At 51.5% G+C, this 23,057-nt stretch carries 17 protein-coding genes and 1 riboswitch; of the genes, 15 read left to right on the top strand and 2 right to left on the bottom strand.

From position 1 onward, the window contains the following. The first annotated feature begins 21 nt into the window (after positions 1 to 21). From C0977_RS09265 to C0977_RS09210, 12 genes are all read left to right on the top strand, one after another. Positions 22 to 483 carry a MarR family winged helix-turn-helix transcriptional regulator gene (locus tag C0977_RS09265; RefSeq protein WP_023054129.1) on the top strand — a complete coding sequence of 154 codons (462 nt, stop codon included), beginning with the start codon at positions 22 to 24 and terminating at the stop codon, positions 481 to 483. Continuing rightward, positions 480 to 1,565: an efflux RND transporter periplasmic adaptor subunit gene (locus tag C0977_RS09260; RefSeq protein WP_023054071.1), complete on the top strand. Its 1,086-nt coding sequence runs from the start codon at positions 480 to 482 to the stop codon at positions 1,563 to 1,565. The genes C0977_RS09265 and C0977_RS09260 overlap by 4 nt, the downstream gene beginning before the upstream one ends. Then, entirely contained in the window at positions 1,562 to 4,597 is a 3,036-nt protein-coding gene (locus C0977_RS09255) for an efflux RND transporter permease subunit (RefSeq protein ID WP_101913189.1), read from the top strand. Before C0977_RS09260 ends, C0977_RS09255 begins: the two co-directional genes overlap by 4 nt. A 133-nt stretch (positions 4,598 to 4,730) precedes the next feature. Beyond that, entirely contained in the window at positions 4,731 to 5,771 is a 1,041-nt protein-coding gene (locus tag C0977_RS09250) for a rod shape-determining protein (RefSeq protein WP_023054103.1), read from the top strand. 2 nt (positions 5,772 to 5,773) lie between these two features. Beyond that, positions 5,774 to 6,694 carry a rod shape-determining protein MreC gene (gene mreC / locus C0977_RS09245; protein WP_023054099.1) on the top strand — a complete coding sequence of 307 codons (921 nt, stop codon included), beginning with the start codon at positions 5,774 to 5,776 and terminating at the stop codon, positions 6,692 to 6,694. Then, entirely contained in the window at positions 6,691 to 7,200 is a 510-nt protein-coding gene (gene mreD / locus C0977_RS09240; protein ID WP_023054138.1) for a rod shape-determining protein MreD, read from the top strand. The genes mreC and mreD overlap by 4 nt, the downstream gene beginning before the upstream one ends. Positions 7,201 to 7,221: 21 nt before the next feature. Then, a complete protein-coding gene (gene mrdA, locus C0977_RS09235; protein ID WP_023054125.1) occupies positions 7,222 to 9,087 on the top strand; it encodes a penicillin-binding protein 2 in 1,866 nt (621 codons plus the stop codon). A gap of 29 nt (positions 9,088 to 9,116) precedes the next feature. Beyond that, complete coding sequence (locus C0977_RS09230; protein WP_101913188.1) at positions 9,117 to 10,169, top strand: AAA family ATPase; 1,053 nt, start codon at positions 9,117 to 9,119, stop codon at positions 10,167 to 10,169. A 9-nt stretch (positions 10,170 to 10,178) separates the two neighbouring features. Continuing rightward, entirely contained in the window at positions 10,179 to 11,282 is a 1,104-nt protein-coding gene (rodA, locus tag C0977_RS09225) for a rod shape-determining protein RodA (protein ID WP_101913187.1), read from the top strand. A 13-nt stretch (positions 11,283 to 11,295) separates the two neighbouring features. Then, on the top strand, positions 11,296 to 13,185 hold the full coding sequence (locus C0977_RS09220) for a TIGR03960 family B12-binding radical SAM protein (RefSeq protein WP_101913186.1): 1,890 nt from the start codon (positions 11,296 to 11,298) through the stop codon (positions 13,183 to 13,185). Further along, positions 13,160 to 13,864, top strand: coding sequence for a TIGR03936 family radical SAM-associated protein (locus C0977_RS09215; protein WP_101913185.1), 705 nt, complete (start codon positions 13,160 to 13,162; stop codon positions 13,862 to 13,864). The genes C0977_RS09220 and C0977_RS09215 overlap by 26 nt, the downstream gene beginning before the upstream one ends. Positions 13,865 to 13,887: 23 nt before the next feature. Continuing rightward, positions 13,888 to 15,330, top strand: a complete 1,443-nt coding sequence (locus C0977_RS09210) for an Rne/Rng family ribonuclease (protein WP_101913184.1) — start codon at positions 13,888 to 13,890, stop codon at positions 15,328 to 15,330. 32 nt (positions 15,331 to 15,362) lie between these two features. Here the strand turns inward: C0977_RS09210 and C0977_RS09205 are convergent, their stop codons facing one another. After that, the gene (locus C0977_RS09205; RefSeq protein WP_023054095.1) at positions 15,363 to 16,082 is read right to left on the bottom strand and encodes an SIMPL domain-containing protein; all 720 of its coding nucleotides are present in this window, start codon (positions 16,080 to 16,082) and stop codon (positions 15,363 to 15,365) included. Between the two features lie 120 nt (positions 16,083 to 16,202). Further along, a riboswitch (TPP riboswitch) is annotated at positions 16,203 to 16,301 on the top strand. A gap of 51 nt (positions 16,302 to 16,352) precedes the next feature. Between C0977_RS09205 and thiC the strand changes: the two genes are divergently transcribed. Then, the gene (thiC, locus tag C0977_RS09200) at positions 16,353 to 17,654 is read left to right on the top strand and encodes a phosphomethylpyrimidine synthase ThiC (RefSeq protein WP_101913183.1); all 1,302 of its coding nucleotides are present in this window, start codon (positions 16,353 to 16,355) and stop codon (positions 17,652 to 17,654) included. Between the two features lie 40 nt (positions 17,655 to 17,694). Here the strand turns inward: thiC and C0977_RS09195 are convergent, their stop codons facing one another. Then, positions 17,695 to 19,224, bottom strand: a complete 1,530-nt coding sequence (locus C0977_RS09195; RefSeq protein ID WP_101913182.1) for a Ppx/GppA phosphatase family protein — start codon at positions 19,222 to 19,224, stop codon at positions 17,695 to 17,697. A 160-nt stretch (positions 19,225 to 19,384) separates the two neighbouring features. Between C0977_RS09195 and C0977_RS09190 the strand changes: the two genes are divergently transcribed. Then, a complete protein-coding gene (locus C0977_RS09190; RefSeq protein WP_101913181.1) occupies positions 19,385 to 20,932 on the top strand; it encodes a Ppx/GppA phosphatase family protein in 1,548 nt (515 codons plus the stop codon). Between the two features lie 5 nt (positions 20,933 to 20,937). Beyond that, complete coding sequence (gene ppk1 / locus C0977_RS09185) at positions 20,938 to 23,040, top strand: polyphosphate kinase 1 (protein WP_101913180.1); 2,103 nt, start codon at positions 20,938 to 20,940, stop codon at positions 23,038 to 23,040. Positions 23,041 to 23,057: the final 17 nt, after the last annotated feature.

Below are 23,057 nucleotides of genomic sequence, written 5' to 3'. Positions count from 1 at the left end.
CTAACAAAAGAGGGATACATAATGGATTGCATGAGTGTCGGCCGTAACTTCGGTATTTTGAATCGAAGGACGCAGCTGTATATTACGAACTGCTGCCGGCAATGGCGAATTTCCTATTCGGAATACGTACTGCTGGAACAGCTTTACGTGACGGAAGGGATTACACAGGATGAATTGGCGGCCTTGCTCTATATCGACAAGGCTATGGTGGCCCGCGGTCTGAAATCGCTTGAAGAAAAAGGCTATCTTTACCGACTCAAAGGCGAGCGGGACAAACGGCAAAAGACGATCCGTCTGACGGTCAAAGCCAGAAATATCGAGGCTGTATTCCATGATGTCGTGCTGCAATGGCTGAAACGCATTACGGTTACCATGAGCGAAACGGATTTGCAACGGATGTTGGACGACTTGCGGGAAGTGACGAAAAACGCTGCGGAAGCCGATCTGAATTTAAAGGAAAGTGATGAAGGTGATGCACTATGAATAAACACGTATATGCCGGCGCCGTCGTTCTGGCGCTTTGTCTGTCGGCAGCGCTCGCCGGTTGCGGCAATGAACAGCAGGCTGCGGAGAAACCGCTGCTTGTACGTACGGAAACGGTCGGCACGAAAAGCGGTGCGACTGCGGCCGATTATGCCGGCGTAGTAAAGGGCCGGTATGAAAGTAACCTTTCGTTTCAAGTCAGCGGCCGGATCACGTCTCGCAATGTGCAACTCGGCAGCGTAGTCCACAGCGGCGAAGTCTTGATGACCGTCGATCCGAAAGACGTACAGCAAGGTGTCAACCAGGCTGCTGCCGTCACGGCGGCGGCACAAGCCCAATATGATCTGGCGGCATCCAATTTGGCCAGATACCAGGCCCTGTATACGCAGAATGCCGTCAGCGCGGCGCAGCTTGATCAGTATCAAACAGCCTATGATCAGGCCGCGGCCCAGTATCGTCAGGCTGCGGCGCAGGCCCAGTCCCAGCAGAATCAACTCTCTTATACGGCGTTGACTGCCGATGCGGACGGCGTTATTGCCGCCGTCAGCGGCGAAGTCGGCCAGGTGGCCGCCGCCGGTCAGCCGGTATTGACCTTGGTCCATTCCGGTGACTTGGAGGTTGAAATTCACGTTCCTGAAAATCATGTCGATGATTTCCGCGCCGGAAAAGAAGTAACCGTTTCCTTCTGGGCCCTGCAGCAGCAATCGGCGCAGGGGATCGTCCGCGAAGTGGCGCCGATGGCGGACAGTGTGACGCGGACGTATACCGTCACGGTTTCTTTGCCGTCGCCGCCGCAGGGAATGCGGCTCGGCATGACGGCTACGGTAACGGCCAAGGGAGAAACGCCCGATACGACAGCTTACGTGTTGCCGTTGTCAGCCATTTATCAGACAGGAAATACGCCCTATGTTTGGGTCGTAACGAAAGATCATGCCGCAACGCTGAAAAAAGTGACCATCGTCTCCTTCGGCGATGATAACGTACAGGTAACCGGTCTCGCTGCCGGCGACGTCGTCATCACCGCCGGCGTACACCTCCTTCAGGAAGGGCAGCCGGTGCGATTGGAAGGTGACGAAGGGTGAGAAATCTGAGTGAATTGGCATTGAAAAACAAAGCTCTCGTCTGGTATTTCATTATCGTCATCGCCATTGCCGGCGTCTTCTCCTATATGAAACTGGGCCGCATGGAAGATCCTTCTTACACTGTGCGGCAAATGGTCGTTTACGTTTCCTGGCCCGGTGCCACGGCGGAACAGATGGAAGAGCAGGTTACCGATAAGCTTGAGAAGAAACTGCAGGATACGCCGCACCTCGATTATTTGAAGAGTTATTCCAAAGCGGGACAAGCCGTCATTTACGTGACCCTTGATGATAAACTCGATACGGGAAAGGTGCGCGCTACGTGGCATGAAGTGCGGAATTTGGCGAACGACGTGGCCAAAGATCTGCCGGAAGGCGTTTACGGTCCCTATTTCAACGACCGGTACGATGACGTATACGGTTCCGTTTACGCCGTTACCGGCGACGGCTATTCCTATGAAGAGCTTCGTCAGAAAGCGGAAACGATACGCCGCGCCATGCTCGGCGTAAAGGATGTCGGCAAGGTGGAACTGCTGGGCGTACAGTCGGAAAAGGTATATGTCGAAGTAGAGAACGAAAAACTCGCCTCCCTGGGGATTCCGCCCGGCGCCATTGCCGCCGCCGTCAAAGGACAGAATGCCATGACGCCTGCCGGTATGGTGGAAACGGCATCTGATAACGTGTACCTGCGTATTACCGGAACTTTCACGGATCTCGATTCCATTCGCAGTTTGCCGATTAACGGTAACGGCCGAATCTTCCGACTCGGCGATATTGCTACGGTGGAACGGCGTTTTGTCGAACCGGCGGAACCGAAAATGTATTTTAACGGCAAGCCGGCGATCGGTATTGCCGTTTCCATGACTGACGGCGGCAATATACTCACCCTCGGTGAGAACTTGAAACGCTTATGCGGCGAAGCCGAAAAAGATCTGCCTGCCGGTATGACGCTGCAGCAGGTTTCCGATCAGCCGAAGGTCGTTGACGAAGCGATCGGCGATTTTACCAATTCACTGCGCGAAGCGATCATCATCGTCCTGCTCATCAGCTTCATCAGTCTCGGTCTCCGCACCGGTCTCGTCGTAGCCTGCTGCATCCCCCTCGTTCTTACCGGCGTTTTCTGCGTTATGGAAGTCGCCGGCATTGATTTGCACAAAGTCTCTTTAGGCGCCCTTATCGTCGCCCTGGGCTTATTGGTCGACGACGCCATTATTGCCGTCGAAATGATGAGTGTGCAGTTGGAGAAGGGCTATGGCCGGCTGGAAGCGGCATGTTACGCTTTCAAGGCGACGGCAAAACCGATGCTGACAGGCACGTTGATCACCTGCGCCGGCTTCATTCCCGTCGCGTTTTCCCAGGGAGCCGCTGCAGAGTTCTGCAAGGCTCTGTTTCCCGTCATTACGGCGGCGCTCTTGATCTCCTGGATCGTTTCCGTTATGGCTGCGCCTCTTTTCGGATACTATTTGATCAGGATAAAGCGGGAAGAGACGGAAAAAGAGCTGTACGGTTCCGCTTTTTACCGCTGGTTTCGCAAAACGCTGACGTGGTGCCTGCTGCATCGTAAGAGCGTCATCATCGGTACAGGCGTGCTATTTGCCGGGTCCCTTTTTTTACTGAAATTTGTGCCGCAGGAATTTTTTCCGCCGTCACTGCGCCCTGAGGTTATCGTTGAAATGCGGCTGCCTGAAGGCGCGTCGCTGCAAGCGTCACAGAAGGAAGCTGCCGTCCTGGCCGCTTATCTGGACGGTCAACAGGATAAGATCGCCTCGTATTCCTATTATGTCGGTGAAAGTGCACCTCGTTTCGTCCTGACGACGGAGCCTGTTCTGCCGACGGATAATTACGCTCAGTTCGTCGTCGTCGCCAAAGATACGGAAGCGCGGGCCGAACTCGTCAGGCTGATCGGCGAGGAAATGGCTGAAAAGCAGCCGAATGTGCGCGGTAATATTAAGTTCATCGAAATGGGACCGCCTTCCAATTATCCCCTCATGCTGCGCGTCTCAGGTCCCAATATCGATAAGGTGAAAGGCTATGCCGCCGCAATCAGAAAAAAATTGTCGCAAGATCCGAATCTGCAAAATGTTCATCTCAACTGGAGTCAGAAAAGCAAGGTCATGCATCTGACGCTGGACCAGGACAAACTGCGCGCCTTGGGACTGGCCGGACAGGACGTTGCCAAAACGCTGTATACGGAGCTGTCTGGCGCGACTATTGCCGAATATTATGCCGGTGACAGAACCATCGGGATTCAGTTGCGCTTGCGCAGTGCCGATCGTTCGGACTTGTCGCGAATCAAGGATATTCCGATTACCGTCGGTAATGGCGGCACCGTGCCGCTGGAACAGGTGGCAAAGATTTCCTACGAAGGGGAAGACGGCATTATTTGGCGCCGCGATCTCAAACCGACAATCACGATTCAGGGAACCGGTCTGTCAGGAACGGCCAACGACATAACGCAGAAAGCCTATGACGACATCGCCGATATTCGCGATTCCATGGGCTTCGGTTATACGGTGGCAGTTGACGGGGCGCTGGAAAACAGTCGCAAATCGATAGACTATCTGCTGCAGCCGGTGCCGATCATGGTCCTGGTCATCATGACTCTGTTGATGTTCCAACTGCGCAGCTTTTCCTTGATGGCGCTGACGCTGATCACGGCGCCGATGGGGATCATCGGTGTCAGTATCGGCCTGCTGCTTTTCGGCAAATCCCTCGGCTTTGTCGCCTATATCGGTGTCTTGGCCCTGGGCGGCATGATTATTCGCAACTCGGTCATTCTCATTGATCAGATTGATAAGCATATGGCTGCCGGGGAAAGTCCGTGGGACGCCGTCATCGATTCGGCGATCATGCGTTTCCGCCCCATCATGTTGACGGCAATGGCGGCGATCTTGGGTATGATCCCGTTGATGCGGAGCGTCTTTTGGGGGCCGATGGCCGTAGCGATCGCCGGCGGTCTTCTGGGGGCGACGGTACTGACGCTTCTCGTTTTGCCGACAATGTACGCCGCCTGGTTCAAGATCGGAAAAAACTAACAAAAAAAGGGATTCTCCGCACGCCGCGGGAGAATCTCTTTTTTACTAAATCGGCCTGTTCGCTTATTCACTGGACGCATTGTTTGTGGTAAAATAATAAGACGACTGCAATTAGCTTAGGAAGGAATTTCTCATGTCTTCTATCTTCTCTCCCTTGACCAAAAATATAGGAATCGATCTCGGCACATCGACGACGCAAGTCTACGTGGAACGGCGCGGCATTATACTTTCCGAACCGTCGATCATCGCGACTGACGAACGGAATAATAAGATCGTCGCCGTCGGCAGGGCTGCCGACGAGTTGTTGATGAAATCGCCGCAAAGTGTCCGCATGCACCGCCCTCTGGTGAACGGCGTCATTTCGGATTATACCGTCACGCGGGCCATGATCGGATATTTGCTGCGCAAAAGCGTTCGGACCGTTCAGCGTCTGCGAATCATGGTCGGGGTGCCGGCGTCGGCTTCAAATGTGGAGAAACGTGCCGTTATGGAAGCCGTTTTTCAGGCCGGCGCCAAAGAGGCATACCTGATTGAAACGGCGGCGGCCGCCGCCATCGGCTTGGGACTGCCCATTTACCATCCTATCGGCAGCATGGTCATCGATATCGGCGGCGGTACGACGAATATCGCCATTCTTTCTCTCGGCGGCATCGTGCTTTCCCGGTCCATCCATTTGGGCGGTCTCGATTTCAACGATGCGATCCGCGATTATCTGCGTGATACCTTTGCCGTCGTTACCGATGATGCGACAGTGGAAGAAATGAAGACGAAAAACGGTTCGGCTGTGCTGCCGCTGGAGGACAAAAGCTATTATTTTACAGGGCGGGGATTAGATGACGGCTTGCAGAAGGAGCTGGAAATCAAGGCCAGTGAAATATACACGGCTTTAGGCCGTCCGTTGGTAAAAATTTTGGATCTGGCGAAAACGGTTTTGCGGGAAACACCGCCGGAAATCGCCGCGGATATCATGGAAAACGGCATCTATCTTACCGGCGGAACGTCGCAACTGAAAGGGCTCGACCAATTGTTGCAGCAAGAGCTGGATGTACCTGTCAATCTTGTCGGCAATCCTTCGGAAGTCGTTGCCAGAGGAGCCGGTATAGCGTTAAGTCAACGAGAAAAACTGATGTCCCTGATTCAGGGAACACAGCACATTTATAGAAGGAGATTTTAACAGTGTTTTCGTTTGGGAAAAAGAGCGTCGCAGCAGTTCTCATTTTATTGATCCTCATTGCCGTTGTCGGTTGGGCCTGGCGGCAGCGCAGTTCGCTCCCGTACATCACAAAACCGCTGCAACTGGCGGCGGCTCCTTTTGAATACGGCACGGCGTGGATTATGGATAAATTTTCGTCGGCAGCGTATTTGGTGGAAATCAATTTAAAGAACCGTATCGAATGGGAAGCATTGGAAAAAGAAAATGCCGCCTTGAAAGAACACAGCGTCGATTACGATGAACTGGCGGCGGAAAATAAACGGCTCCGCGATCTTCTCGACTTTCGCAATACGCACGGCCAGTATAAATTATTGGCAAGCTCCGTTATTTCACGTGATTACGGTACATGGAGCAATACGCTGATCATCAATGCCGGCAGCAAAGACGGCGTGGAGATGAATATGCCCGTCATTACGCCGAACGGCGTTGTCGGCTTTATTTCCGACGCTTTTGACTATTCCGCCCGGGTACAGCTGATGACGGATCCGCGGACCAGCGTTGGCGCCATTGTCGAGCGTCCCGAATCACGGGTATCTTCCGTCGTTCGCGGAAACGGCAACGTACCGACGGAGCCGCAATTCGTCAATATTGCCAAAGATGCCGATATTCTGGAAGGTGATACGCTGGTGACTTCCGGGTTCGGTTCGATTTATCCGAAAGGAATCTACATCGGCAAAATTACGTCCATCCATCAAAATGACAGCGATTTTGTCAAATACGCCGTCATCGAAACGGGCGTCGATTTTTCCAAATTGGAAGAAGTTTTTGTCATCCTCAATGCGCAGAGCGGACAAAGCTATGACAAGCCGGGCGTTGAGCCGAAGCTTGTACCGCAGACGAAGCGTGACAAAGTGGAAGGGGTCAAAGGGGCGGCTGCGCTATGAAGAAGGGAAAATGCCTGTTGACAATCATTATCGTCTTTATCTTGCAAAGCACGGTTATTCCCCTGCTTTTCAACGGTACGACGCAGCCTAATCTGATCGGTTTGGCCGTCATTTTAACGGCCCTTTGTCACGGCCAGCGTATCGGTATCATTGCGGCTCTCATGGGAGGTATTGGCCAAGATGTGGTCATCGGTAATTTTTTCGGCATTCATCTGCTGCCGTATCTGATCATCGCTTTAGTATGCAGTAAGATCGGCAGGAGTATTGAACGAAATCAGTATGTGCTGATTCTGCTCCTGGCACTGGGAGCAACGGAATTGACCTTGGTACTGACCTGTATGGTGCTATGGTTTTCCGGCCAATTCATCGACAGTGTCGTTTATTTGACGTATTACACGGTTCCCATGCTCCTTTATCACGGGATTTTGGCATTACCCGTCCATTTCATCATCAGTAGGCTTCGCCGTGAAGATACCTTTTCCTATGGATTTATGACTTATCGATAGCGTAGTGGGGAGTAGTACATCATGCTGGAAGCATTAATGAAAAAAAAGAATGACGATGGCCGCTTTCGCTATCTTTATTGGATCATCATCGGTATTTTTTCCCTGTTGATTTTCCGCCTGGTTTATTTGCAGCTTTTTGCCGGCAACTATTACCACTCTCTGGCCGAAGGTAACAGGCTGCGCTCTATTCCTATCGCCGCCATGCGCGGCGTCATGTATGACCGCAACGGCGAAATTCTGGTCGGGTCGCGGCCCAGTTTTATGGTAACCTATGTGCCGGCGCACGGCGGTATGACCGACGGGGAGATCAGAGCCCTGGCCTCGCTGCTGGCAGTCCCGGAAAGCCAGATTCGCGATAAAGTGGAAAAAGTGAAAAATTCCTACGTACCGACGGTTTTGGCGGCCGATTTGACGCAGGATATCGTAACCAAGATCGAAGAGCGGCGGAACGAGCTTCCCGGCATATCCGTCGACGTCCAGCCCATTCGGTATTATCCGTACAACGGTATGAGCGCGCAGGTTTTCGGTTATGTCGGTCAGATCAACGAAGAAGAAGCACAGCGGTTGCAGGGAGCGGAAGGGGTTTCCTCTCTTACGCAGATCGGTCGCGCCGGTCTGGAAAGTTATTACGATGATTTGCTGCGCGGCAAGGACGGCAGCCGACAGGTGGAAGTCGATGCTACGGGCAGTCCGGTGAAGGAATTGGAACGACAGAATCCCGTTTCCGGTAGAAATATTCACTTGACCCTTGATCTGGATCTGCAGAAAGCGTTGGAAGCAGCGATGGATGTACAACTTGCCAACGGTGTCGGCAAAAGCGGGATTGCCGCCGTCGCCATTGATCCGAATACGGGCGCCGTCCTGGCGATGGCCAGCCGACCGACGTATAATCCGAATCTGTTTACGCGGGGCATTACCGAAGCCGAATGGGCACAGATCAATAATAATCCCGCTCATCCCATGGAGAACCGAGTCATTTCCGGTGAATATCCGCCGGGATCGACTTTCAAGATTATTACCGGTACGGCAGCACTGGAGCTGAAAAAAATCACGCCTGACGAAAAAATCTACGACTCCGGCCGCCACTGGCTTGTCGATATGCGGAATGCCGGCGGCGAAGCGTTGGGGTGGCTGAATTTTACGGAAGCGCTGGCAAAGTCGGATAACGTGTTTTTTTATGAACTAGGGCGTCGTGTCGGTATCGATAAGCTTTCCGAATATGCCAAAATGTTCGGCATGGGTCAAAAGACGGGTATCGCGCTGCGCGGCGAAGCGTCCGGATTGATTGCCAGCGAAGACTACAAGACAAAAACGTTCAATCAGGACTGGTATTTGGGCGATACCTTCAACTCGGCTATTGGACAGGGATTTCAGCTCGTCACGCCTTTGCAGGCGGCGATGATCATCGGTGAAGTCGCCAACGGCGGTATTCAGTATAAACCGTTTATCGTCAGCCGGATAGACAATTTGGACGGCACGCCTTATAAGGTGTTTGCGCCGGAACAAGTCGGTACGCTCAGCGTCTCGAAATCGACGCTCGATCTGGTTCGCGAAGGCATGCGTAATGTTGCGGAAGAATCGGGTACGGCAGGCGCACTGTTTGCCGGTTTCCCCGTGCAGGTAGCCGGCAAAACCGGTACGGCTGAAAACTTCAGCGGTACTGACCACGCGTGGTTTGTAGCGTATGCCCCTTATGATCATCCGCGCATCGTCATTGCCGTTTTGGTCGAACAGGGCGGCTTCGGCGCCAGTACGGCAGGTCCTATCGTCAAATCGATGCTGGAAGAGTTTTTCCGTATTGGCCCTTACGCGGACAAGGCGGTAAAGGAAAGCGGCGCCGATGACGGCAAAGAGAAAAAAACGGCCGGTGCGGCCGATGGAGAATAATTGGGCTGAAAAGGGAAAGGAGTTTTGTCATGTCTACTATTATTGCCCTTGCTTCCGGCAAAGGCGGCGTCGGTAAAACTTTATGCACTGCTTCTCTGGCCGTTTCCCTGCAGCGGCAGGGTTTTACGGTGCTGGCCATTGATGCCGATATGGGTCTGCGCAATCTGGATCTGACTTTCGGTGTGCAGGACAGTGTTTTTTTTGACATCTCCGACCTGATCAAGCAACGCTGCAGACGGGAGGAAGCGTTGATCAGCGTAGCTGAAGGACTTGATTTTCTGGCAGCCAGCCAACAGCATACCTGGGCTAAAGTAGATGTGCCGTCTTTTCAATACGCCGTCGAGTCTTTGTCCGAGAGCTATGATTATACGCTTCTCGATTGTCCGCCCGGTCGTGACCGGGCATACAAAAACTCCGTAGCCATTGCCGACCGGCTCTTTTTCATCATTGAGCCGACGTGGGCATCCATGCGCGACGCTTCCCGCGTCATGCAGTTTTGCAATAAGCATAAACAATTTAATTACGACGTTCTCTTCAATAATTTTTACGGCAATACACGAGGCTTCGTTACTATCGATAAGATGAACGACGTTTTAAATCCGGAACGGATTGCCGGATTACTGCCTCATGATGACGAGTTGCATGAGGCAGTTCAAAGCGGCGCCTTGTTGGAGGTGCCTGCGGCCAATTCGTTTTTCCGGGCCATGGAAGAAACGACGGCGTATATTACACAGGGGCGCATACCTGATCTGACGTATCTGAAAACGTTGTTGCCTTGCGACGGAGAAGAGCTTGCCGGCGATAACGCGGCAATTACGCAGGAAGAAATCGCGGAAATGAATCGGATCTGGGCATTGGCCGACGCCGAATTGAAACGGGTCGCGGAAAATCTGCCGCCGGCGGCAGTAGCAGCAGAAACGGAAACAGGTAAGACGTCGGCAGAGCCGGAAAACGCCGGCCGGCTCGAGGCGCCGCGTCGCACAGCAGCGCTACGGGAATCCCGGCAAGAAGGCGAACGCGGCGGCCTGTCACTGCGCCGCCGTCGTTCGGAATCAAGACAATGGCGGCATTTCCGTCGATAGGAGTTGCGTATGTTTAAAAGAGAATGGAAGCATTTGGATAAGGTCCTCCTTGTCGTCTGCGTTTTAATCGTCGCGATCAGCCTTACCATTATCGGCAGCGCGACGCACATTAATAAAGGCGCGTTTAACTACGACTTCGTCATCAAACAGGGCGTCGCCTTTATCATTAACTTATTGCTGATTCTGTTTTTCGCCCGTTTCGACTACATGCAGTTGAAGCGTTTCCATAAACCGCTGTACATCATCAATCTGCTCATGCTCGTTGCCGTCATGTTCGTCGGCACATCTGCGCTCGGCGCCCAACGTTGGATACAGGTCGGCCCGATTACGCTTCAGCCGTCAGAATTTTCAAAGTTGATCATGATCATCTGCCTGGCCGCCGTATTGTCCGATAAGGTAAACAAGTTGAATACGGTCCGTGATATTTTTCCGATCGCCTTATTCGTAGGAATTCCTTTTTTGTTGGTACTGAAGCAGCCCGATCTGGGAACGAGTCTCGTGTTTTTGGCCATTTCACTGGGCATGCTTTTTATTGCTAACATCAATCTCGCGTTGCTGCGCCGCGTTGGCATTGCCGCTTTGATTTTAGCTCCCGTCGGTTGGTTCTTTATGAAAGATTATCAGAAATCGCGGATCATGGTCTTTCTTGACCCCAATGTCGATCCTTTCGGCGCAGGCTATCACATTATTCAGTCGAAAATTGCCATCGGTTCGGGCCTGCTCTTCGGCAAGGGAATATTTCAAGGGACGCAGAGCCAACTGAATTTTTTGCCTGAAAATCATACGGATTTCATTTTCTCCGTTATCGGTGAAGAACTCGGTTTTCTTGGCTGTTTCTTTATCCTTTTTTTATACTTCATTCTGATTTACCGAGCCCTGCTGACGGCGAAGGACTGCAAGGACAGCTTCGGCATGTTGCTGGCGACGGGCATTATCGCCATGTGGTCTTTCCAGATACTCGTCAACGTCGGCATGACCTGCGGCATCATGCCCGTTACGGGCATTCCGCTGCCCTTCATGAGTTACGGCGTCAGTGCGCTGACGACAAATATGATGGGCTTGGGCCTTTTGTTGAATATTTACATGCACCAGCAAAAGATGATCTTTTTATAGAGGAGTGAACTTCGTGTCCCAGAAGGTAGTAATAGATCCGATTCTCTTGAGCAAGGTTACAAAGCCGGCGCGGTATGTCGGCGGAGAATGGAACAGTGTTGTCAAAGATCACAGTCAGGTCTCCCTGACTGTGGCTTATTGTTTTCCCGACGTCTATGAAGTAGCCATGAGCCATTTGGGCCTGCGGATTCTTTACGCACTGTTGAATGAGCGGCCGGATACGGCAGCGGAACGCGTTTACGCGCCGTGGCCCGATATGGAAGCCCTGATGCGGGAAAAAGGCTATCCGCTGTATTCGCTGGAAACGAAAACGGCTGTCCGCGATTTTGATCTGGTAGGTTTTACCTTGCAGTATGAAATGAGTTTTACCAATATTTTAAATATGCTCGATCTGGCGGGGATTCCGCTTTTTTCCAAGGACAGAGGCGACGACGTGCCGCTTATCGCCGCTGGCGGTCCTTGTGCTTATAACGCCGAGCCGCTTGCCGATTACGTAGATCTCTTCTGCATCGGTGAATCGGAAGAATCCGTGCAGCTCCTGGCCGATACGATCATCGCCTGGAAGCAGGGAGGGAAAAAAGGCGGAAAAAAAGGCTTGCTGAAGATATTGGCCCGGCAAAAAGGAAATTACGTCCCCGCTTTTTATCGGGACGAATACGATGCCGGCGGTCATTTCAAAGCGTTGGTGCCTACTGAGCAGGGAGTGCCGCAGACGATTGAAAAATGTGTCATTGCCGATGAAGAGAATGTTTTTTATCCGACAAAACCGCTCGTTCCCAATATCGATATCGTTCACAACCGCGCTGTCCTGGAGCTTTTCCGCGGCTGCAGCAGAGGCTGCCGTTTTTGTCAGGCCGGCATGCTCTACCGGCCGGTACGCGAGAAAACGCCGCAGCGCTTGGTGGCCATTGCCAAAGAGATCATTGCCAACTCCGGTTATGACGAAATATCTTTAATGAGTCTTAGTTCGGCCGATTACTCCTGTCTGTCCGAACTCGTCGATCTGCTCCTGGATGCGTTCAAGGATCAGAAGGTCAGCGTTAGTCTGCCGTCTTTACGTGTAGACAGCTTTTCTGTCGACATTGCCAAAAAAGTACAGCAAGTGCGGAAAAGCGGCTTGACTTTCGCGCCGGAAGCCGGATCACAGCGACTGCGGGATGTTATCAATAAAGGGGTAACGGAAGAGGACTTGCTGAAAGCCTGCGAAAACGCGTTTCAAAACGGTTGGTCGACAGTAAAACTGTACTTTATGATGGGTCTGCCGACGGAAACGGACGAAGACTTGGCAGGTATTGCCGATTTGGCTTATACGGTGCTGAATCTCTATCGTCGCGTGACTCGAAAGAATAACGGGAAGGTGACGGTTTCCGTTTCCAGCTTTGTGCCCAAATCCCACTCCGCTTTTCAATGGGCCGGCCAGTGTTCCGTTGAAGAGATCCGGCGCAAGCAAGAATACCTCAAATCGCTGATTCGTGACAAGCATATATCCTATCATTATCACGACGCCAAGACCGGCCGTTTGGAGGCGGCCTTCGCCCGTGGCGACCGCCGGCTCGGTCCGGTTCTTTACGAGGCCTGGAAGCTGGGCTGCAAGTTCGACGGCTGGACGGAATTATTCGATTATGAGCGTTGGCTGCAAGCCTTTGACAGGGCCGGCGTCGACATCGATTATTTTGCTGCCCGGCAGCGCCGCCTCGATGAGCCCTTACCGTGGGATCATTTGACGAACGGCGCCGCTAAAGCTTTTTTGCAAAATGAATGGCGCAAAGCCATGAACGGCGAACTGACGCATGATTGTCGACGTGAACGCTGCACAGGCTGCGGAGTCTGTACCCATGCCGGCGTTCAGATTATCGATTGGAAAGAAGGTGCCGGTCATGGCAAAACTACGTTTAGCTATTAAAAAGGACGGTGCGCTGCAATTCCTTTCTCATTTGGACTTTGCCCGCGTCGTGCGCCTGATCATTATTCGCGCCGCTCTTCCTGTCGCTTATTCGGAAGGTTTCAATCCGCATATGAAGATCAATTTCGCCTCGGCCCTCGGTGTCGGCGTTTCCGCCGATACGGAATACATGGATATGGAGCTGCTGGAGGAATGCGCTGCGGCTGATGTCGTCCGACGCATGAACGAGCAGGCGCCGGACGGTTTTGCCGTTCTTGACGGCGCTTACATGGATGCCAAGGCGCCGAAGTTGATGGCCATGGCCAATTATGCCGTTTACGAAGTACAGGGACCGCTGACGCGGCCCGTCGCGACAGCGGAATTGACACAATTGCTGGCGACATTCAATCACCTTGACTCGGTCACCTATGAAAAGGTATCGCCGAAATCGCATAAAACGCGTACGATCAACGTAAAAGAGCATCTTATCGAGCCGCTGCAGGGCCGGATGGAAGGGGAGCGGCTCTTTCTCCGTTTTGCCGTGCTGCAAACGGAAAAGGGCGCTATAAAACCGCTGCAGGTATGGGAATTACTGGCGGAAAAGTTTTCCTTTCCCATCGATAAAGAGTTGATGCTGGCCAGAAGGACGGCGTTATACCATCGCGAAAAGGGCGTTAATTATTCGTTATTTTCTATTTGACCGTTTTTCGGGAGGTGCCGTCTGTGAAAATATTACTTGCCAATGTCATACCGGAAGAAACGCGAATGGCCGTAATCGAAGACGGCCGTTTGCGGGATTTTTCCGTTGAACGTCACGATGAAACCCATATTGTCAATCACATCTATAAAGGCGTCATTCAGAATATCCTGCCGGCCATGCAGGCCACTTTCGTTAATATCGGCAGGAAAAAGAACGCCTTTCTGTATTTAGGCGATCTTTTTCCCCGGGCGGCAACGAAGGAGGAAATACAGCAAACCCATCTTTCCGTCGGACAGAGCATTCTCGTTCAGGTCATCAAAGAAGAGCAAGCAATGAAAGGCGCCAAGGTGACGGCTAATGTCAGCATTGCCGGACGCTATGCCGTACTCATGCCGACAGTGGATTATATCGGCGTTTCGAAGAAGATTCGCGATGAAGGTGAACGCGATCGATTGCGCCGCATTACGGCAGCGGTTAAGCCAACCGGCATGGGGCTGATTATCCGCACCGTTGCCAAGGGCGTTTCAGAGGCGGAGCTGCTTGCGGATATTCGCTATCTTTTAGGCTCATGGTCCAGTATACAGGAACGTTACAAACTGGCAAAAAAACCGAAACTCCTTTATCGGGAAGCCGATTTGGTCATGCGCATGGTGCGCGATTATTTTACGCACGATGTGAAACAGATCATCATTGACGACAAAGACAGTTATGAACGAGTATGCCAGGTGTTTTCCGATAACGAGACGATGCAGCGCAGTTGTCTTTCCTGGTATCGGGAGGAGACGCCGCTTTTTGAAAAGTACGATATTGAGGCAGAACTGCACCGGCTGATGGACCGTCAGGTAGCGCTTCCTTCGGGCGGCACGCTGATCTTTGATCATACGGAAGCGTTGACCGTCATTGATGTCAACAGCGGTAAGTATACAGGCAACAGCACCCTTGAAGAAACCATCTTTTTCGTCAATAAAGAAGCGGCCGTTGAAATTGCCCGACAGTTGCGTCTTCGCGATATCGGCGGCATCATTATCATTGATTTTATCGATATGAGCAAGGCCGAGCGGCGAGATGAGATCCTCCGCATCTTGGAACGGGAAACGTCCTTTGACAGTGCCAAAACACGTGTTTTGGGCATGACGGCTTTGAATTTGGTCGAGATCACAAGGAAAAAGGCACGCCAAGGATTGCGGCAGGTACAATACGGAACTTGCGATATTTGCGGCGGTTCCGGCATCCTCTATTCGCCGGAATCCGTCTATATACAGATCGTCCGCCGCCTGCGCCATATGGTCGCTCACCGGTTGGTCAGCGGCGACCTGTTGGTCAGCGCGCACAAAGACGTTCTGGCTCTGTTAAGTGATAAAAAAACGAAAAGCGCGTTGGAACAGGAATTGGCACGAACCATTTATTTGGAAGAGAGCCGTCATCCGAACCGTGAAGTCTTTTCTATTCTTTCTTATCGGGAATAAAAAAACCGCCTTTAGGCGGTTTTTTTACTGCTTTATTGCAAATAATAGACAAGACTGACCGTTTCTCTGATCGTATTCGTTCCGCTTTCAACCGGCGTATAACCGCCTGCCTTGGCTCCGCTGGCCCCTACTGCCGTCAGTGAAGCGTAATTATTTTCGTATAGCGGCGAAGTCCCGTTGACGGTAATCTCTTTTATCGCGCCGAGCTGGCTGCCGGCAGCCGTCGCGGCGGCCGCTGCAGCTTGCCGCCCGTTACGGATCGCTTGGTTGATCAATTCGGCGCGGAGCGCATCGACGTGTTCATTGGTAAAGTAAAGGCTGTGAATTTCATTGGCACCCGACGTACTGGCTGTGGTGATCAGGCGGGGAATCATGCCGAAATCGGAAATTTTCACCTGCAACATATTATTTACCGTATAAGACAAAATTTTTTGTCCTTTATTGTCGTAATTGGGAGACAACGTGAAATTCATCGTTTTCATGTCCGTTTCGGCAATGCCCAGGGCTTCGACGGACTTCTTTATTTCACGCATGGTCTGGTTATTGTCTTGGCGCGCTTTTTCCGCCTCCTTTGCCGTGCTTACCGTACCGATTGTCAAGTATGCAGTGTCCGGTTTTACCTGTTCTTCGGCATAGCCCGTCACATTAACGACTGCATCACGACCGTTTTCGGCAAAAGCCGGAGCGGCGAAGCAGGAAGAAGCCGCCAGCGTCAACGTAAGAAGGCATATTTTCCAGCAGTTTGATCTCATAGGCACATCTCCTTTTCTATAAAACGGAATGAATTGTATTATCATCAGTATATCATTTCAGTATAAGAAAAACAATTATTTGCTAAAGACATGGCAATGCGGTATAATAGTAAAAAAATAGAAAAAAGCTAGGGGAGCCGTTTCGGCTGAGAAAACTTGGATTTGACCCTTTCACCTGATGTAGGTAATCCTACCGTAGGGAAGCTGCTGCAAATGATTCACAAGCTCACCTATGACGGTGAGCTTTTTTCGTATACAAGGAGGAGAAAGATGCATTACACAACCCAAATGGATGCCGCGATAAAGGGCATCGTGACGAAACAAATGGAAATCGTCGCAAAAAAGGAACAGATGCCGATTGAAACGCTGATGAAGCTGATTGCCGAAGGGAAAGTCGCCATTCCGGCCAACAAGAATCATACCAGTCTTGATCCCGAAGCCGTCGGCATGAATTGTCGCACGAAGATCAATGTGAATCTCGGCATATCCAAGGATCACAACGATTATGAAGAAGAACTGGAAAAGGTACAGAATGCGATCGACATGAAAGCCGAATCGATCATGGATTTGAGCAATTTCGGCAAAACCAGTGATTTCCGCCGCCGTCTCGTCGCCATGTCAACGGCCATGATCGGTACGGTGCCGATGTATGACGCCGTCGGCATGCTCGACAAGGAACTGAAGGATATTTCCGTTGAAGAGTTTTTCGATGTCGTGCAGAAACATGCGGAAGACGGCGTCGACTTCATGACGATCCACTGCGGCATGAATCGAAAGACGGCCGAACGGATCAAACGGAATCCCCGTCTGACCAATGTCGTTTCCCGCGGCGGCTCCCTGCTTTTCGCCTGGATGGAAATGAACGATCAGGAAAATCCGTTCTATGAATATTACGACCGTCTCCTCGATATTTGTGAAGAATACGACGTTACCTTGAGCCTCGGCGATGCCTGCCGTCCCGGCTGTACCCATGACGCCACGGACGCCGCCCAGATTGAAGAGCTGATCACGCTCGGCGAGCTGACGAAACGGGCCTGGGAACGGAACGTACAGGTCATGATCGAAGGTCCCGGCCATATGGTGTTGACCGAAATCGCCGCCAATATGAAACTGGAAAAACGGCTTTGCCACAATGCGCCGTTCTACGTTCTCGGCCCCTTGGTAACAGATGTGGCTCCCGGCTATGACCACATCACGAGCGCCATCGGCGGCGCCATTGCCGGTTCCTGCGGCGCCGATTTTCTTTGTTACGTAACGCCGGCAGAACATCTCCGTCTGCCCGATGTCAACGACGTGCGCGAAGGGATTATCGCCGCCCGTATTGCCGCCCATGCCGCCGATCTCGCCAAAGGGATTCCGGGGGCGCAGGATTGGGATGACGCCATGAGCAAGGCCCGTGTCGAAGTTGATTTCGAAACGATGATTTCCCTGGCTATTGATCCCGTGAAGGCGCGTAATTACTATGAATCGAGCACGCCTGAATGTGAAGGAACGTGTACGATGTGCGGCAAAATGTGTCCGGCCCGAACGATGAAAAAAATTCTTGCCGGCGAAGATGTTTCCATCATTTAAAAAAAAACAGAGCCGTCTCTTGATCAAGAGACGGCTTTTTTTATTTCCAGACAAAAAGCAGGGACGTATCGAATTCTCGCTTAAACTGCTTTTTTAACTGCTGCATTTCATAATTTACCGCTTCATGAGAACTGCCCGGATACGTTTCCAAGACGAGAACGATTACCGTATCGGCACTCTCAACGGTAATATCTTTTATGATTTGCTCATATGTCGTATCCGATGCTTCAGCCAGAGCCAAAAAAGTCGAAACCTTTCGAATCATGCGCCACTCTTCTTCGCTCGGTATGTGAACATACCGGTAAGCGCGCATGATCTTACGGCTGATGCCGTGGTGAAAACCGGCGATGAAAGAAGCCACCAACTGTTCCGTCTGCGTCAGTCCGTACAGCGGCGCATGCCCGATCATGAAGGCAGAATGACGGGCGTGACTGTAGTAGTTGATGATTTTTCCGATATCATGCAACTTGGCAGCCGTCGCCAGCAGCTGCCGCTCACGCGGACCGTAGCCGTGCAGAAAAGACAGCTTGTCAAAAAGAAGCAGCGAGACCTTTTCCACCTGATCGACATGCTTGCTGTTGACCGGATCCAAATTGCCGATGACGTTCGCAATGCTGAAGGAAAGGATATTCTCGATATACGGGCTCGGCAGGTGATAGAGGCCCGCATAATGCTCAAAGAACAATCCTTCGCGCAGACCGCAGCCGCTGACGATCAGGCGGTCGCTCTCCGTCAGGGTAAAAATTGCGCTGATCGCAGCGACACCGGCAACGATCAGGTCGGCGCGCTCACTGGAAAGGCCGGGAATCTTTTTCCGATTAACATATGTCCGTTCCGTAACCAGCGCGTATATGGCATCAAAGTTATCTTTGCCGACAACATAGTTATGCAGCGTAGGCAACTCATAATTCGTTGTGCGCTGATCCATTTTGGCAATGGCGCGCGCCGTGCCGCCGACGCCGACAAGGGGCAGGCGTGCATGGGCGAGCCAGGGAATATCGCTCAGCTTTTTACGAATGCAGGTAAGGCATTTTTCCAGCATTTCTCCAGAAACGGTTCCTTGGAGACCGAATTTTTCCGTCAATGTGACGGCGCCGATAGGCACCGATAAGGAGTGTTCCTGTTTTCCGTTTCTGACGAGTGTGAATTCAACGCTGGCGCCGCCGAAGTCAAATAGAATGCAGTCTTTAATATCAATCGTATTGATTACGCCCAAATAACCGAGGTACGCTTCCCGTTCACCGCTGATGATTTTCATTTCGATACCCGTTTGCGTCCGGACCCTCTGCAAGAACGCTTCTCCGTTCTTCGCGCTGCGGACGGCCGCCGTAGCAACGGCAATAGTCGTATCGATTTCCATGACCGAGATAAGATGGCGGTATACAGCCAGACAGGTCATGGCCCGATCCATGCCGGCATTGCTCAATTCACCGGTCTGCATCAGTCCGTGACCGAGACGAATCGATTCTTTTTCCTGATACAGCAGGGAATAGGAGCGATTGTCCTTAATTTCGATCACGACAAAACGGATCGAATTGGAGCCTAAATCAATAATTGCAATTTTTTCCATGGAGCCCCCTCGTTTTCTTTGGTATTACTTTACCTTATAGCTTATTATAACGTACTTGTCAAAAGATTTCACAAAAAATTTACATACATTAAAATCATGACGGCTGAAATTTTCCCGCTTTCATGTATAATAAATATAGAATAGTAACGAGGTGGTTTGTATGGAAGACAGTAAGAAGAACGTGTTCGGCATCATTAGAATAGGCACGGTCAATATGGACTTGAAGATCGTTTCCTATTCGACCTTGGCTGACAGACAGACGATTGAGAACGTTTCCCGTGAAGTTCATTACGGTGAAGAAGTCGTCACAACGCACCGCATCAGTTTTCAGGCGCTGAATGAAATCTGCACGGTGCTCAACGGGTTCAGGCAGCTGCTCCGCGATTATCAGGTGGACGACGTCAAAGTCGTCACGACGACATCGCTCCGCGATGCGGAAAATCAGCTCAATGCGATCGATCAGATCAGGATCCGTACCGGCTTTTCCGTCGATATCGTGCATATGGCGGAAGAAATTTATTACAAGTTTTTCGGTCTTTATTACGATATCGACCAGGGCGCATTCAACTTCGGCCGTAATTCCGTTCTGCTCATGGATATGACGTCGAGCTGTCTGGGCCTGACGTGTTGGAAAAAAGACAAGATACTGTTTCAACAGAATGTGCATATCGGCGCCTTGGGACTGATGGGAAACTTCACGGAAAAAGAGCGCAACGGCATCACCTTTACGACGACGGTGCGCGAATATATTTACGGCACTTTATCGCCTCTCTGGCGCGGTGTGCAGCAGTATGACATTCAATATTTGATTTTATCCGGTCAGGTTGCCGTCCGTCTCGGCCTCTTGATGGGTAAGAAGCTGTACCGCGGCGTCGGTCTGATCGCGGCCCGTGAATTCTGCGATTTCGTCGATTCTTTTTCAGGCATCACGCCATTCAAATTGTGCCGCTATTTTTCGATCAGCGAAAATATGGCAAACGTCCTGATGCCGATCATCATGTTGTATTATGAATTGCTGCGTCACGTGGACGTGCAGATGATCGTCCTGATGGATATGACCTTTACCGAAGGCTATTCCATTCACTATCTGGCATCGAAGCTGAACGATCCGTACCTGACGCGGCAGCGGTGGATGCTGTTGGAACTGGCGCGGGGTATTGCCGTCCGCTATGTATCCGCGCCCGATCATTCTCGGCTCATCGAAGAATTTTGCGCGACGATCTTCAACGCGCTGTTCGGTAAGATCGGGGTCGACAGGATCGGTTGCTATCTCTTGCGTCTGGCGGCCATCATGCATGAATGGGGCAAGTTCGTCAATCTGCGAAAATGTGATGTCTGCGCTTACGATCTGATTCTGACGACCGATCTTTTTGCCATCAGCGATGAAGAAAAAAAGATGGTTGCCAATGTAGCTTATTTTTCTTATTTCGGCAAGGTACAAGAACGTGACGACCGCTTTGCTTCGTTGCAGCCGGAAACGAAGGTCATGGTCGCCAAGCTGGTCGCTATTTTCTGTCTCGCCGACGCCCTTGACAAAGGTCACAACGGCAAGATCAAATCCATTGAGGCCGCGCTGCACGACAACCTGTTGGAAATAGCGTATACGTCGGATTTTGACGTTTCCCTGGAAAAATGGGCCTTTATGAAGATTGTTCCCTATTTTGAAGAAGTGTTCGGCATGACGCCGGTCTTGAAAAGAGGAAGGTAATACAAATGGAAAAAGGAGAAAACTATTTTCTCAATCGGGAGTGCACGTGGATTAATTTCAATGAGCGCGTCATGAAGGAAGCGGCAAAAGCGTCCAATCCCTTATTGGAACAGCTGAATTTCATCGCCATTACGGCGTCCAATCTGGACGAATTCTTCATGATCCGCGTGGCCGGCGTCAAGCACTTGGTGGAAAATGACGTCAAACATATCGATATTGCCGGCATGACACCGCAGGAGCAATTTGACGCCATTGAACAGATGGTTCACCGCCAGGTCGCCGAGCAGTACGGCTATTTATCGCGGATCATGGAACAACTCCAGGCAGAAGGATTGCATTTTATTCACGTTTCCGATTTGGATGAAAAGCAGAGAAAATGGCTGCACAGCCTGTTTGAACGGGAAATTTATCCTGTCGTTACGCCGATGGCCGTCGATTCGAGCCATCCGTTCCCCTTCCTGGCGAGTTTGGGGCTTAATTTAGCCGTCCTCTTGCGTAAACGGGAAGGAGACGGAGAGATCAAGACGGCGATTTTGCCGGTTCCCGTTTCCGTTATTTCCCGTATCATACAAGTTCCGGAAGCGACGGAAGGAAAAGCCTTCCTTTTCTTGGAAGATGTCCTCAGCCATTATGCGGAACAGTTCTTCCTGGGCTGTGAAATACTGGAAGTCGTTCCTTTCCGCGTCACCCGCGACGCCGATCTGGATATCAACGATGATTCCAAAGACCTGCTCCGGGAAGTGGAAAATTCGCTGAAACGGCGAAAAAAAGGCGCCGCCGTCCGTCTCGAATTATGCGAGGCGTCAAGCCGGACGATCCGAAAATTCCTGCAAAGTGAATTGCAGATAGAAGATAAAGATATCTACACGATTCCCGGACCGATTGACTGTAAAGTATTCTTTTCTTTTACGGGCATTGCCGGCTACGATCATCTTCGCTATGCCGAAGCGAAATCGCAGCCTTCCAGCGAGCTTGCCGCCATCGATGCCGCCGACTTTTGGTCGTCCATCGTCAAGCGCGACGTCATGGTCCATCACCCCTACGAAACTTTTGACGTCGTCGAAAATTTTGTCAAACTCGCCGCCGTTGACGCTAATGTATTGGCCATCAAACAGACCTTGTACCGCGTCAGCAGCGATTCGCCGATTATCGCGGCGCTGGCTGAAGCGGCCGAAAACGGCAAGCAGGTAACGGTGCTGATGGAAGTAAAGGCGCGATTCGATGAAGCCAATAATATCCTGATGGCGAAGAAGCTGGAAAAAGCCGGTTGCCATGTCATTTACGGCATTATGGGACTGAAGACCCATTCCAAAATAACCCTTGTCGTACGCCGGGAAGAAGATACGATCCGCCGCTATCTGCATTTGGCGACGGGCAACTACAACGGCAAAACGGCCAAAATCTACACCGATGTCGGCATTATTACAGCCGACACCCTTTTGGGTATCGATGCTTCGGCATTTTTCAATTTCCTCTCCGGTTATTCCGATCCCCCCGAATGGAACAAGCTGGCCGTGGCGCCGCTTAATCTGCGGGAACGGATTTATGAAGAAATAGATCAGGAGATCAATCATGCCAAGAGCGGCAGGCCGGCCAAAATTATTGCCAAGATGAATTCGCTTTTGGATAAGCAGGTCATCGAGCGACTATATGAAGCGTCACAGGCGGGCGTTATCATCGAGCTGATCGTACGCGGCATCTGCGTCCTTCGCCCCGGCATACCCGGCGTCAGCGAGAATATTGCGGTACACAGCATTGTCGGACGCTTTTTGGAGCACAGCCGCCTCTTTTATTTCTACAATGACGGTAAGGAAGACGTCTTCATCTCATCTGCCGATTGGATGCCGCGCAATTTGAACGAACGTGTGGAACTAATGATTCCCGTTGATTTTGAGCCGCATAAGGAACGGATCAAGTATATTTTGCACACTTACTTTCGGGATACGGAAAAAGCATACGACATGCGGTCTGACGGTTCTTACGTCGCCTTGGCGGACAATGATCCGAACAAACGCATCAACGCTCAAGAGATTCTACAGCATGAAGCGGAAGGCGCGGCGCGCAGACAGGATGCCGACGATGTGACCGTTTTGTCATTCGATCGTTAAGATTCTGTCGTTTGACA

This window comes from Megasphaera vaginalis (ex Bordigoni et al. 2020), from assembly GCF_900240295.1.
GTDB classification, from domain to species: Bacteria; Bacillota; Negativicutes; order Veillonellales; family Megasphaeraceae; genus Megasphaera; species Megasphaera vaginalis.
This window is presented reverse-complemented; position numbering and strand designations above follow the sequence as displayed.